This window comes from Planosporangium spinosum, from assembly GCF_049999945.1.
GTDB lineage: Bacteria > Actinomycetota > Actinomycetes > Mycobacteriales > Micromonosporaceae > Planosporangium > Planosporangium spinosum.
Genome location: NZ_JBLYUB010000015.1, coordinates 83,038 through 95,692, shown reverse-complemented (window position 1 = coordinate 95,692; position 12,655 = coordinate 83,038). Strand labels below are relative to the sequence as shown.

The 12,655-nt window shown below is 70.9% G+C and carries 15 protein-coding genes; 5 read left to right on the top strand and 10 right to left on the bottom strand.

What is annotated here, in order from left to right; all coding sequences use genetic code 11:
* Positions 1-117 precede the first annotated feature (117 nt).
* Entirely contained in the window at positions 118-435 is a 318-nt protein-coding gene (locus ACNTMW_RS20400; protein WP_426635283.1) for a S26 family signal peptidase, read from the bottom strand.
* A gap of 74 nt (positions 436-509) precedes the next feature.
* Here ACNTMW_RS20400 and sodN point away from each other — a divergent pair, with 74 nt between their 5' ends.
* The 3 genes from sodN to ACNTMW_RS20385 all read left to right on the top strand — a co-directional run bounded on the left by sodN (position 510) and on the right by ACNTMW_RS20385 (position 2,005).
* Positions 510-914 (top strand): superoxide dismutase, Ni, encoded by a 405-nt coding sequence (gene sodN / locus ACNTMW_RS20395; RefSeq protein WP_426635282.1) that lies wholly within the window; start codon positions 510-512, stop codon positions 912-914.
* A 138-nt stretch (positions 915-1,052) separates the two neighbouring features.
* The gene (locus ACNTMW_RS20390; protein ID WP_426635281.1) at positions 1,053-1,583 is read left to right on the top strand and encodes a GNAT family N-acetyltransferase; all 531 of its coding nucleotides are present in this window, start codon (positions 1,053-1,055) and stop codon (positions 1,581-1,583) included.
* On the top strand, positions 1,580-2,005 hold the full coding sequence (locus ACNTMW_RS20385; RefSeq protein WP_426635280.1) for an ATP-binding protein: 426 nt from the start codon (positions 1,580-1,582) through the stop codon (positions 2,003-2,005). Before ACNTMW_RS20390 ends, ACNTMW_RS20385 begins: the two co-directional genes overlap by 4 nt.
* A gap of 83 nt (positions 2,006-2,088) precedes the next feature.
* Here ACNTMW_RS20385 and ACNTMW_RS20380 read toward each other — a convergent pair whose 3' ends face one another.
* Positions 2,089-2,523 carry a hypothetical protein gene (locus tag ACNTMW_RS20380; protein WP_426635279.1) on the bottom strand — a complete coding sequence of 145 codons (435 nt, stop codon included), beginning with the start codon at positions 2,521-2,523 and terminating at the stop codon, positions 2,089-2,091.
* Between the two features lie 62 nt (positions 2,524-2,585).
* On the opposite strand from ACNTMW_RS20380, the gene ACNTMW_RS20375 reads away from it, so the two are divergent.
* Entirely contained in the window at positions 2,586-3,512 is a 927-nt protein-coding gene (locus ACNTMW_RS20375; protein ID WP_426635278.1) for a diacylglycerol/lipid kinase family protein, read from the top strand.
* Positions 3,513-3,873: 361 nt separating this feature from the next.
* A complete protein-coding gene (locus tag ACNTMW_RS20370) occupies positions 3,874-4,131 on the top strand; it encodes a WhiB family transcriptional regulator (RefSeq protein WP_426635277.1) in 258 nt (85 codons plus the stop codon).
* 158 nt (positions 4,132-4,289) lie between these two features.
* Here ACNTMW_RS20370 and ACNTMW_RS20365 read toward each other — a convergent pair whose 3' ends face one another.
* The 8 genes from ACNTMW_RS20365 to ACNTMW_RS20330 form a co-directional block, all read right to left on the bottom strand.
* Positions 4,290-4,598 (bottom strand): TFIIB-type zinc ribbon-containing protein, encoded by a 309-nt coding sequence (locus tag ACNTMW_RS20365; RefSeq protein WP_426635276.1) that lies wholly within the window; start codon positions 4,596-4,598, stop codon positions 4,290-4,292.
* Between the two features lie 61 nt (positions 4,599-4,659).
* Positions 4,660-6,762 carry an amylo-alpha-1,6-glucosidase gene (locus ACNTMW_RS20360; protein ID WP_426635275.1) on the bottom strand — a complete coding sequence of 701 codons (2,103 nt, stop codon included), beginning with the start codon at positions 6,760-6,762 and terminating at the stop codon, positions 4,660-4,662.
* Positions 6,755-7,147: an SCP2 sterol-binding domain-containing protein gene (locus ACNTMW_RS20355; protein WP_426635274.1), complete on the bottom strand. Its 393-nt coding sequence runs from the start codon at positions 7,145-7,147 to the stop codon at positions 6,755-6,757. The genes ACNTMW_RS20360 and ACNTMW_RS20355 overlap by 8 nt, the downstream gene beginning before the upstream one ends.
* Positions 7,148-7,369: 222 nt before the next feature.
* On the bottom strand, positions 7,370-8,077 hold the full coding sequence (locus tag ACNTMW_RS20350; protein WP_426635273.1) for a sirohydrochlorin chelatase: 708 nt from the start codon (positions 8,075-8,077) through the stop codon (positions 7,370-7,372).
* Complete coding sequence (locus tag ACNTMW_RS20345) at positions 8,059-8,760, bottom strand: phosphoadenylyl-sulfate reductase (protein WP_426635272.1); 702 nt, start codon at positions 8,758-8,760, stop codon at positions 8,059-8,061. The genes ACNTMW_RS20350 and ACNTMW_RS20345 overlap by 19 nt, the downstream gene beginning before the upstream one ends.
* Before the next feature lie 59 nt (positions 8,761-8,819).
* Entirely contained in the window at positions 8,820-8,984 is a 165-nt protein-coding gene (locus ACNTMW_RS20340; RefSeq protein WP_426635271.1) for a hypothetical protein, read from the bottom strand.
* A complete protein-coding gene (locus ACNTMW_RS20335; RefSeq protein ID WP_426635270.1) occupies positions 8,981-10,678 on the bottom strand; it encodes a nitrite/sulfite reductase in 1,698 nt (565 codons plus the stop codon). The genes ACNTMW_RS20340 and ACNTMW_RS20335 overlap by 4 nt, the downstream gene beginning before the upstream one ends.
* 474 nt (positions 10,679-11,152) lie before the next feature.
* Positions 11,153-12,631, bottom strand: a complete 1,479-nt coding sequence (locus tag ACNTMW_RS20330; RefSeq protein ID WP_426635269.1) for a sensor histidine kinase — start codon at positions 12,629-12,631, stop codon at positions 11,153-11,155.
* Positions 12,632-12,655 lie beyond the last annotated feature (24 nt).

Sequence of the window (12,655 nt, the reverse complement as noted above, 5' to 3'; positions counted from 1 at the left end):
CACCCCGACGCGTCGCTGCCCTGCGGCGGCGGATCGAAACTCAGGCGGCTCGCGAGCCGGCCCGATCCGGTATCGCCGGACGGGTCGCGACCCGGCGCCGCCCGGACGGGTCGCGCCTCAGCGGCGGCGGACCAGGGACAGTCGCGGCCACCACCGCAGGACCACTCGCCCGTCGACGTCTGCCACGCCGTACGCCCGCGAGTCGGCGCCCACGAACTCGTTGTCACCGACCAGCCACCAGCCCGTACCTTCGGCCCGGGCCACCCGCTTGACCACGATCAGCTCCGGCTGGGCCCGGAACCGCGCCACCACGACGTCCCCCGGCCGTACCCGCGTGGTCCGGCGTACCAGCAACGCGTCGCCGTCGCGCAGCGTCGGCGACATCGACGCGCCTCTTACCAGAACCGGGTACCACGGCGACCGCACGCGGGGCATCTCCTGTCGCTGTAAGGAGTGGGCGGATGTAGTGTCGCTGGAGAGGATCATCGCAAACCATTCAGGAGGGTTCGATGCGTCTGCCGCGTCTACTCACTCCCCGTACCGTTGTCTCTGCCCACTGCGACCTGCCCTGTGGTGTATACGACCCCGCGCAGGCCCGGATCGAGGCCGAGTCGGTAAAGGCGATCTGTGAGAAGTACCAGGCCAACCAGGACCCGGAGTTCCGCACCCGGGCAATCATGATCAAGGAACAGCGGGCCGACCTGGTCAAGCACCACTTGTGGGTGCTGTGGACCGACTACTTCAAGCCCCAGCACTTCGAGAAGTACCCGCACCTGCACCAGCTCTTCAACGAAGCCACTAAGCTGGCCGGCGCCAGCGGCGCCAAGGGTGCGGTCGATCCGGCCGTCGCCGACAAGCTGCTGGCGAAGATCGAGGAGATTTCCAAGATCTTCTGGGAGACGAAGCAGGCCTGACGCCCGGACGATGATTGGTGGCCCTCGCGCTCGGGTACGGGCAGGCGGGGGCCACCTGATCCGGACGGATCCGGACCGGCTCAGGCACGGCCTGGATCCACCGTTCCGGGTCGGGCGGTGAGGACCGCGGGAGGGTGGATGAGCGTCGAGATCCGGCCGATCAGCCGGACGGACGTGGCTGCGGTGGTGGCGATGGTGCACGAACTGGCCGAGTACGAGCGCGCCGCCGACGAGTGCCACCTGACCGAGGCACAACTGGAGGCCGCCCTCTTCGGTCCGCAGCCGGCCCTGTTCGGCCACGTCGCACTGATCGGTGATGAGCCGGTCGGCATGGCCCTCTGGTTCCTGAACTTCTCCACCTGGCGTGGGGTGCACGGGGTGTACCTGGAGGACCTGTACGTGCGGCCGCAGGCCCGCGGTGCCGGCGTCGGCCGGGCGCTGCTGGCGACGCTCGCGGCCGTCTGCGCCGAGCGCGGCTACGAGCGGCTCGACTGGTGGGTGCTGCACTGGAACCCGGCGCGCGAGTTCTACCACTCCATCGAGGCGGTGGCGATGGACGAGTGGGTGCCGTACCGGCTGACCGGACCGGCCCTGCGCGATCTCGCCGCTCAGGCTCCCGCGGCGAGCGCCGCGGGCCTAGAGTCGTCGGTACGGGGGGATGCAGAATGACCCAGGTCGTTCCAGAGCGGTCCACGCCGGATCAGGCGGCCGACGTGGTGCTCCTCGCCGTGCCCGCCTCCGGCGCCTGGCTCGGCGTCCTGCGCACCGCGACCGCCAGCCTCGCCTCGCGGCTGTCGTTCACCCTCGACGAGATCGAAGACCTGCGGATAGCGGTCGACGAAGCGTGCGCGATCCTGCTCGCCCTGGCCTCTCTCGACGCCGTCCTGTCCTGCCGGTTCACCGTGACCGAGGACGCCCTCACCGTCGACGCGACGGTGCCCGCCGACAATCCGGCGACGGTGCGCCTGCCCTCCGGCGAGTCGTTCGCCTGGCAGGTCCTGAGCGCTCTCGCCGACGACGTGGCGGCCAGCATCGAGAACGACCTGGTCTGCATCCGGCTGACCAAGCGCCGCCCGAGCCCGCCCGCCTGAACCCACCGGCGCCGGTCGCCCGCGTCGAGGTCGGCCGCCGGCGTCGATGTGGGACAGATCACCACACGGCCCCGGCGCCCCGGTCAGCGCAGCCCCAGGGCCTCCCGGGTGGCCGGCGCGATGAGCAGGCCCGCCCCCACCAGTCCGAGCAGGAGCACCGGTACGCCCAGCCAGGCCATCCCGCCGGAGACCATGTACCACCCGATGGGCAGCAGCATGAGTTCCATCACGACGGCCGGCCCGCGGGCCCAGCCCCGGCGCCGGTTCAGCGCGACCCCGAACACGCCCAGCACGACGGCGACCATGGCCGCGAATCCGGTCACGATCGCCGCGTCGCGCACGACGACGTCACGGGCCGTGAAGTCCTTGTAGGCGAGGAAGACCACGATCAGGGCGACCACCGCCGCTTCGGCGAGCAGCAGCCCGACCGCCGCCCGGAGGGTGGCCGGCGCCGGACCGCCCGGCCCGGCCCCCGGCCCGCCGAGGTGGCGCTGCGATTCCGAAGCCTCGTCCGTCACGCCGGTCACTGTACCGCCGATGACCACGCGTGCATTCGCAGCCTGCGGGTACAGTCCCGGCCATGCGTGCGCTTCTCGTGGTCAACCCCAAGGCGACCACCACGAGCGAGCGCAGCCGGGACGTGCTGGTCCGCGCGCTGCGCAGCGAGGTCGACCTGACGGTGGCGTACACCCGGAGGCGCGGCCACGCCGCGACGCTGGCGCGGGAGGCGGCGGCCGAAGGGGTACAGCTCGTCGTCACGCTCGGTGGTGACGGCACGGTCAACGAGGCGGTCAACGGGTTGATGGCCGCCGCCGACAAGGCCGACAACCGGCCGGCCCTGGCCGTCGTCCCCGGCGGGTCGACGAACGTCTTCGCGCGCGCCGTCGGCATGCCGAGAGACTGGGCCGAGGGCGTCAGCGTGATCCTGGAGGCGCTGCGCGAAGAGCGCTCCCGCACCATCGGGCTGGGCCGGGCCGACGACCGGTACTTCACGTTCTGCGCCGGGTTGGGTATCGACGCGGAGGTGGTCCGGCGGGTCGAGCGGGCCCGGCTGCGCGGGCGCACCTCGACGCCGGCGCTGTACCTGCGCTCCACGATGGCCCAGTACTTCCTCGCAACCGACCGCAGGCATCCGCCGGTGACCCTCGAACGCCCCGGCGAGCAGCCCGAGAGCGGGCTGGCGACGGTCATCGTCCAGAACTCCGCCCCGTGGACCTACCTCGGGGACCGGCCGGTGAACCCCTGCCCGGACGCCTCGTTCGAGACCGGCCTGGACGTGATGGCGATGCGTCAGCTCCGGGTACCGAGCACCACACGGACGGTCGGCCAGATCCTGTCCCGCCGGCCGGCCCCGCACGGGAAGCGCGTTCTGAACCTTCACGATCTTGAGTCGTTCACGCTGCGGGCCGACCGGCCGATGGCCTTTCAGGTCGATGGCGACTACCTCGGCGAGCGCGACAAAGTCGAATTCCATTCCGTCCCGGAGGCGTTACGGATCGCGTGTTGACGCGTTGGTCTATTTGTCAGCAGCACATGAATGGCGCGCGCCAACGCTGCGGCACTCACAAAAACGGTGGCAACTGGTCACCTTCAGTACTATTTTTGTAACCGACCGTTGTACGCGTGGAGGCTGACGACTCGAAAAACCGGACATACACAGCGTGACGTCACTCACGCACTCCGAGTTTTTCAGAACGTTCCCCTTGACATCGCCGCAGTTCGTGAAAGTATTCACAAGCGAAGCGAGTTGCCTGCTCACGCACTGCCGTTCGGCCTGGTTCAGCCACGCGACCGGCACGCGAGACGCATATAGGAAACATTAAACGCACTCACTGCCACCGATCCGCAAACCAAGGAGTGTTGCCGCCATGTCGGACTGGCGCCACCGTGCTGCCTGCCGCGATGAGGACCCGGAACTGTTCTTCCCGATCGGGACGTCTGGTCCGGCCCTGCTGCAAGTCGAGCAGGCAAAGGCGGTCTGCCGGCGCTGCTCCGTGACCGACGAGTGCCTGCAGTGGGCGCTCGACTCCGGTCAGGACGCCGGCGTCTGGGGCGGAATGAGCGAAGAGGAGCGGCGCGCCCTCAAGCGGCGCGGCGGCTTGCGGGTTCGCGCTCACTCCGCTTGATCTGGACCGGGTGGTGCCCCGGGGGCCAATGGTCCCCGGGGCACCACTGTCGATCGGCAATCTCATGTCCTGCGACCTCGCGATCACTCGAACAACTCTTGATCAGTCGGACGGTCCTTGATCAGCCGAACAGTGTTTGCGCGATCGGCAGCGTTTGATCAGTCGAACAGCTCTTCCAGGAAGCCACGACGCTTCTTGTGACCGTAGTGACCGTGGCCGTGCTGGCCGTACACCGGGTACTCGTCCGAGTCGTAGTCGCGGTACCGGTGCGGCTGCGCGTACGGCTGCGGTTGCGGCGGCGGCTGGTGGGCCTGACCGCGGTGCCATGAGGTCTCCGCGTCGACCAGCCGCTCCAACTCGCCCCGGTCAAGGAAGATCCCCCGGCACTCGGTGCACTGGTCGATGGTGACGCCGCTGCGCTCGTACTGCCGCATCTGGCCCATGCATTTGGGGCATGTCATCTGCATCCAGTCACGATACTCGTACCTGACCTCTTCATGATCTTGAAATGGTCGGCGTGCGGTCGCCCTACACGAACCTGGACTTCTCCCGTACCGGGTCGCCCAACTGGGGACGCAGCCGCCGCCGCGAACCCACGTCCAGCCGGCCCCGCCCGAACGCGTCGATGCGGCCCCACCTGCCCGGGATGTCGAGCAGCTCGATCCGGCCGATCCCCACCGGCAGCGCCGGGTCTACCACCAGATGGTCACCGAGCGGCTCCAGCCCGAGCATGGTCCGCAGGAACAGCAGCGGCGCGCCGGTGGACCACGCCTGCGGCGAGCACGCGGTCGGGTACTGCACGGGGTACCTGGTCAGCGACCGGTCGTAGCCGGCGAACGCCTCCGGCAGCCGGCCGGAGAAGAAGTCGGCCGCGTCCAGGATGCCCGCCGCGATCCGTGCCGCCTCCTCCTTGTACCCGTAGCGGCGCAGCCCCCAGGCGATGACCGAGTTGTCGAACGGCCAGACCGTGCCCACGTGGTAACCGATCGGGTTGAACCGCGACTCGCCCTCGGCGAGGGTCCGCACCCCCCATCCGGAGAACAGCCGCGGGCCGAGCAGGTGCCCCACGACGGCCGGTGCCTTGTCCTCGTCGACGATCCCGCTCCACAGCAGGTGGCCGATGTTGGACGCCAGCGCGTCGACCCGGCCGCCGTCGGCGTCGAGGGCCAGCGCGTAATACCCGCCGTCGGCGATCCAGTAGTCGCTGTTGAACCGCCGCTTGCAGTCGTCGGCCTCCTTGTCGAGCCGGCCGGCGTACTCCGGATCGCCCCAGAACTCGCGGGCCAGCCGCGCGCCGCGCTTCTTCGCGTCGTACGCGTAGCCCTGCAGCTCGCAGGTGGCCCGGGGAAGGCCGGGCAGGCGGCCGTCACGGTAGGAGATCGCGTCCCAGGAGTCCTTCCAGCACTGGTTGACCAGGCCCGTCTCCGGGTTGCGCGACCGGTAGGCGACGTAGCCGTTGCCGAGCAGGTCGGCGTACTCGTCGATCCAGGCCAGCGCGGCCCGCGCCTCCAGTTCGAGCCGGCGTACCAGGTCGGCGTCGCCGGTCCACCGCTCGTACTCGTCGAGCAGCACCACGTACAGCGGGGTGGCGTCGGCGGTGCCGTAGTACGGCGACTGCGGCCGCTCCTCGAAGGCCGTCATCTCCCCGAACCGCAGTTCATGCAGGATCCGGCCGGGGTCCTCGTCGCGGAAGTCGTCGCTGCACCGGCCCTGCCAGTCGCCGAGCACCCGCAGGGTGGTCGCCGCGAGCTCCGGTACGAACGGCAGCGCCTGGAGACTGGTGACGATACTGTCGCGGCCGAACATGGTCATGAACCAGGGCAGACCCGCCGCGGGCAGGCTGTGCCCCCCGGCGATGATCGGCGAGAACCGCAGCGCGGCCAGGTCGACCAGGCTGCGCCGGTACGTCGTACGCAGCGGCTCCCAGTCGCACTCCAGCCGCGGTGCCCGCGCCACCCACTTCTCCAGGTCGTCCGCCAACGGCCGGGTCCGGCTACGCGGCTGGCGCCGCAGCGACCGCCCGGCCGCGCCGGGCAGCGCGGGGGTGACCCGGAGTTCGGTCGTCCACTCCCCGTGCGGCCTGATGCTCAGATCGAAGGTCAGGCCGCGCTCGTCGATCCGGGCCGGGGCGGTCGTCGAGATCACGGTCTCGCGGCGGAAGGTCTCCCGCTCGTACCCGAGCAGCAGGCGGCCGTGCTCGACCCTGTGGTAGTACGCGCCCTTCTTCGGCAGGTCGTCCTTGATCTCGAACAGGTCGGCGAAGTCCGCGGCGGCCTCCAACCGGACCGCGAGATCGACCGTCTCCTCCTCATGGTTGATCACCCGGAGCTGCTCCCACAGGCCGTTGCAGACCGAGCGGTGGCGGATGACCGACTGCTTGGCGTTGACGTACACCGTCCCGGTGTCGGGGACGAGGAAGAACCGCGTCTCGAAGTACTCGAGGTCGTCGGTGGAGAGCGTGATGAGCCGCTTGCCGTTGACGGTGAGCGCCCACCGCGACAGAAAGCGGGTGTCGTACGAGAACAGTCCCGTCGGATCGGTCGGCGTGGCGTCGATGTCCCCGCACGAGTCGCTGACCACGAAGGTGTTGCCGTCCAGGGTCTGGACGGTCTCGTCGCGACCGTCACCCATGACCCGCTCCCCCACGCGCTCCCTGGGCCGCCAACGGTGCCCGGCGCTGCGCACAGGGCCCCGGGAGCAGCCGCTGCACCAGGATCCAGGTCTCCCGGTCGCCGTCGACCCACAGCGCGCCGCGCAGCATGGCCGCTATCGCGTTCACCCGGCCGGTGACGATGCCGTCGAACAGCGACCGGTCGGCGCAGATACCGCAGCAGCCCCGGCCGCTGCCGCTGCCGCGGGTGACCCGGATGTCGCCCTCCTCGATCGCGACGAGCCAGTGACCGGCGCGCACGCCGTCCGTGATGGTGAAACGCACGGTTGCGGTGACCCTCTCGAGCAGCGGCTCGTGCCCCCTTCGACCCAGCTCGTCGAAGAACTCCTCGGTCGGACTCGCCATGCTCCAGGGTTCCCCTCACGCTCGCGACAACAGTCCGCGGTACGCCGGAGCCAGCCGACCATGCGATCTGGACGTGCCTACCGGACTGCAACAGCCTCGCCGGGGACGCCGGGCGACGGCATCACCCGTTACTGGTGAAAGGTCTCCCGGGATCCGGGTGAGGCGCGCGCCACGGCCCGCCGGAGGTGCGGCTCAGGCAACCGCGGGCACCGCAGACGCGGCTCAGGCCGCGAGCGGCGCGCTGCGGGCCGCGGTAACCCGGTCGAGTACCAGAGTGACCAGTTCGGGCGCCGCGCCGAGCGGCTGGGCCGCGGCGACCGCGCCGGCCGTTCGCGCGGACTCGACCGCGGCGTCGTAGAGGCGCCCGGGCGCCAGGAAGTATGCCGCCACGGCGACCGCCCGGGCGCCGCCCTGCCGGAGGGCGTACACCGCCTCGCCCGCGGTAGGCGCGCTGGCCGAGGCGTAGGCCGGCAGGCACGGCACCCCCAGGCGTCCACCCAGGGCGCGCGCGGTCAGCTCGACCGTGGCCAGCGCGGCGCGGTCGCGGGTACCCGCCGCGGCGAGGACCACGGCGTCGAAGGCCGCCCCGGTGTCGGCCAGCCGCCGGCGCAGGCCGGCGAGCAACGGCCGGGGCACCTGCCCGGCCACCGGGCCGACAACGTCGGTCAGCGTGACGGTCAGGTCCACACCGTCGGCGCGGGCCTTGGCCAGGACGGCCGGGATGTCCACCCGGCCGTGGTAGGCCGAGGTCAGCAGCAGCGGTACGACGGTGGCCGAGGCGAAGCCGGCGTCACGCAGGCGCGCCAGCTCCTCGTCCGGACGGGGCCCCGCGTGGTCGAGGAACGACACGTGGACTCCGGCCCGCGGGTAGCGCGAGCCGTGGGCGACCAGGAGGACAGGGTCGCCGACGCTCACACGTGCAGCCCGCACTCGTTCTTGTCGAACATCGGCCAGCGACCGGCACGGGGGTCGGCGCCGGGCGGGGTGCGCCTGGTGCACGGCCAGCAGCCGACCGAGGCGTACCCCTGGCGCAGCAGCGTGTTCACCGGCACGTTGTGGCGGGAGATGTACGCGTCCACGTCGGCCTGGGTCCACGCCGCCAGCGGCGACACCTTGACCTTGCCCCGGTTGGTGTCGAAGCCGACGACCGGGGTGTTGGCGCGGGTCGGTGACTCGTCGCGACGCAAACCCGCCGCCCAGGCGTCGTAGTTGGCCAGCCCCCGCTCCAGCGGCTCGACCTTGCGCAGGTCGCAGCACTCGTCGGGGCGGCGCGCGTACAGCCGGGGGCCGAACTTCTCGTCCTGCTCCCCGACCGTGAGCTGGGGCCGGATCGACCGGACCGTGACCGGCAGGGTCCGCTGCACGATGTCGCGAACCCGCAGCGTCTCCGCGAAGTGCAGCCCGGTGTCGAGGAAGATCACGTCGACCCCGGGGGCCACCCGCGACACCACGTGGGCGAGGACCGCGTCGGCGAACGAACTCGTCACACAGAACCGCTCGCCGAACTCCTCGACCGCCCAGGCCACGATCTCCTCGGCCGGCTTGCCTTCCAGCTCCCGACCGGCCTGGATCGCCAGTTCGCGAAGCTCTTCCTTGGTCCGGGGGCTCGTCACCGAGTCTCCGTCTCCGTCGTTCGCGACTGCGGTGCTCCGCTTCGCTTCGCTCCTCGCGCTCACCGGGTTACCTCCAGCGCTTGTCCGACCAAACCGACGAATTTCACCGAGAACACGCGGGCGCAGGAGTGGCACTCCCAGGCGCCGTGGCCGCCCTGCTCGGAGGGCCGCAGGTCCTCTTCCCCGCAGTACGGGCAGTACAACGGGGCCTGCCGCTCGCTCATGTGAGGTCTCCTTCGTCCGCGCGCATGACCCACTGCGCGAACGTCTCGCCGTCGGTGCGCCCCGCGAGATACCGGCGGGCCAGCCGCTCCACGTAGTCGGGCAGCTCCTCCGCCGTGGTCTTGAGACCACGTACCTTGCGGCCGAAACCGGCGGTCTGCCCGGCGGCCATACCCAGGCCCCCGCCGAGGTGCACCTGAAAGCCCTCAACCTGCCGGCCGTCCGGTCCCGTCACGATCATGCCCTTGAGCCCGATGTCGGCGACCTGCGTGCGGGCGCAGGCGTTGGGGCAGCCGTTGAGGTGGATGGAGATGTCGGCGTCGAAGGAGGCCAGCCGCTTCTCCAGCTCCGCGACCAGGCTCGCCGCGCGGGCCTTGGTCTCGACGATGGCCAGCTTGCAGAACTCGATACCGGTGCAGGCCATCGTGCCGCGCCGCCACGCCGACGGCGTCGCCTCCAGGCCGATCTCCCGCAGCTCCGCCACGAGCGAGTTGACCCGGTCGTGATCGAGGTCGAGGACCAGGAGCTTCTGGTACGGGGTGAGCCGCACCCGGTCGCTGCCGTGCGCCTCGGCGATGTCGGCGACCTTGGCGAGGATCTCGCCGGACACCCGGCCCGCCACCGGCGCCACGCCGACGTAGTACCTGCCGTCCCACTGCTTGTGGATGCCCACGTGGTCGATCGGGCGCTCGGGCAGCTCCGGAGCCGGACCGTCGACGAGCTTGCGACCCAGGTACTCGGTCTCCAGGATCTCCCGGAACTTCTCCGGCCCCCAGTCGGCCATCAGGAACTTCAACCGGGCCCGGTTGCGCAGCCGGCGGTACCCGTAGTCACGGAAGATCTTGACCACGCCGTGCCAGACCTCGGCGATCTCGTGCATCGGCACCCACACCCCGAGACGCTTGGCGAGCATCGGGTTGGTCGACAGCCCGCCGCCGACCCACAGGTCGAAGCCGGGGCCGTGGTCAGGGTGGATCACACCGAGGAACGCGATGTCGTTGGCCTCGTACGGGGTGTCCGGCAGCCACGAGATCGTGGTCTTGAACTTGCGCGGCAGGTTGGACAGCTCGGGGTTGCCGATGAACGTGGCGTGGATCTCCCGGATCGCCTCGGTGGCGTCGAGGACCTCGGCCTCGGCCACCCCGGCGACCGGGCTGCCCAGGATCACCCGGGGGGTGTCACCGCAGGCCTCGGTCGTGTCCAGGCCGACGCCCTCGATCTCCTTCCAGATGGCCGGCACGTCCTCGATCCGGACCCAGTGCAGCTGGATGTTCTGCCGGTCGGTGATGTCGGCGGTGCCGCGCGCGTACCGGGTGGAGACGTTCGCGATGGCGCGCAGCTGGGCCAGGTCGAGCTGGCCGCCGTCGATGCGTACCCGCAGCATGAAGTACTCGTCCTCGAGCTCGTGCGGCTCCAGGACGGCCGTCCGCCCGCCGTCGATGCCGGGACGGCGCTGGGTGTACAGGCCCCACCAGCGCATCCGGCCCCGGAGGTCCTGCGGGTCGATGCTCGAGAACCCGCCCTTGGCGTAGATCCCCTCGATCCGGGCCCGTACGTTGAGCCCGTCGTCGTCGGCCTTGAAGCGCTCGTTGGGGTTGAGCGGTTCGCGGTGCCCCAGTGCCCACTGACCCTCGCCACGGCGGGCCTTCGTGGGCGGGGTGGAACGGGAACTGGCCGGCACGGCGGTAGCCGTCATGCGAGCGTCCTCCTGATGCTGGTGGGGGCGCGCGCACCGGTGACCGCGAAAATCTGCGGTTGACCTCGATGTCAAGAAAACCGGCGCGGTCGCGCGCCCGAAATGGAATGCGGGCGGCGTCAGGCAGCCGGACAGATGGCGCTGCGCACGCGACCGAAGTCGACGTGTCGGCGGCTGGTCAGCCGCAGGGAGGCAGCGGTCATACCCACGATCGTGCCACGAACCAGTACCCCGGCGCCATGTCCGGGTGAGCGCGATCTCATCTCGTCGCACCCCGCTGACCAGCAAATACTCCCGCTACCCCACCAGTATGGTAGGGAATTGATCACGCGGTGACCCCGCACCCCACGCCACCGCCACCTGCCCGGTCCCATCACATGGGAACCAGGACGACGTTCCGGCGGTCGGTCCCGGGCGCCCGGGACCGACCGTCCGGCGATCAGCGCCTCGCGCCCCGGGACGGACCGCCGGCGGTCAGCGCTTGGACAGGGGCACGACCAGCACCGCCTCGGTGCCGCCCTCCGGACGCGGCCGCAGCTCGATCGAGCCGCGCAGCTCACCGGTGGCCAGGGTCCGCACGATCTGCAGCCCGAGCCGTTCACTCGCGTCCAGGTCGAAACCGTCCGGCAGGCCCCGACCGGAGTCGGAGACGGTCACGTGCAACTGCCGGCGGAACCGGTGCGCGCTGATCACCACCTCGCCCTCGACGCCCGGCCCGTACGCGTGCTCCACGGCGTTCTGGAGCAACTCGTTGAGCACCATCACCAGCGGGGTCGCCACCTCAGCCGGCAGGACGCCGAAGGTGCCGGTACGCCGGACGATCACCCGCGACTCGGGTGCCGCGACCTCCTTGGCGGCCGACGCGACCCGGTCGACGATGCCGTCGAACTCCACCGCCTCGTCCGACGACATCGACAGCGTCTCGTGCACCAGCGCGATCGACGCCACCCGGCGTACGGACTCCTCCAGCGCCGCCCGTGCCTGCGGCATCCCGACCCGCCGGGCCTGCAACCGCAGCAGCGCCGCCACGGTCTGGAGGTTGTTCTTCACCCGGTGGTGGATCTCCCGGATCGTGGCGTCCTTCGTGATCAGCTGCCGGTCCCGGCGCCGCACCTCGGTCACGTCGCGCACCAGCACGAGCGCGCCGATCGGGGTACCGGCCGGCATCAGCGGCAGGGCACGGGCCAGCACCGTCGCCCCGCGCGCCTCGATCTCCCGGCGCGGGGGCGCCTCCCCGCGCAGCGCGGCCAGCAGCATCTCCGACGTCTCGCCGCCTTCGAGCGGGTCGTCGGAGAGCCGCCCGCTCACACTGGCCAGGTCCTCCCCTATCAGATGCGTCGACAGGCCGAGCCGCCGGTACGCCGACTGCGCGTTCGGGCTGGCGTAGGTGACCTTGCCGCCTCCGTCGAGCCGGATCAGCCCGTCGCCGACCCGCGGCGCGCTGGTCGTCTCGCCGGGGTGCCGGGGCGGCGGGAAGCTGCCCTCGGCGATCATCTGGGCCAGGTCGTCGGCCGTGGTGAGGTAGTTGAGCTCCAGGTGGCTGGGGGTACGGGCGGTCGACAGGTTGGTGTCCCGACCGATGACCGCGATGACCGGGCCGCCGCCGGCGCGCCGGACCGGGATCGCCTCGTGCCGGGCCGGCGTGTCGCCGTACCAGACCGGGTCGCCCTCCCGCCAGATCCGGCCCTGGTCGTAGGCGACCGCCAGGTGCGCCACCTCCGGACCGCTGAAGAACCGCCCGACCTGGTCGTCCTGGTAGGCGGTCGGCGCGGTGGTCGGGCGCACCTGGGCGACGCACAGGAACTGCCCGTCGTTCAACCGGACCCACATGAGCAGGTCGGCGAACGAGAGGTCGGACACCAGTTGCCAGTCGCCGGCGAGGCGGTGCAGGTGCTCGATGTCGGCGGGGTCGAGGTGGGTGTGCTCCTCGACGAGGTCACGCAGTGTGGACACGCCTCACAGCGTGCCACGCACCGG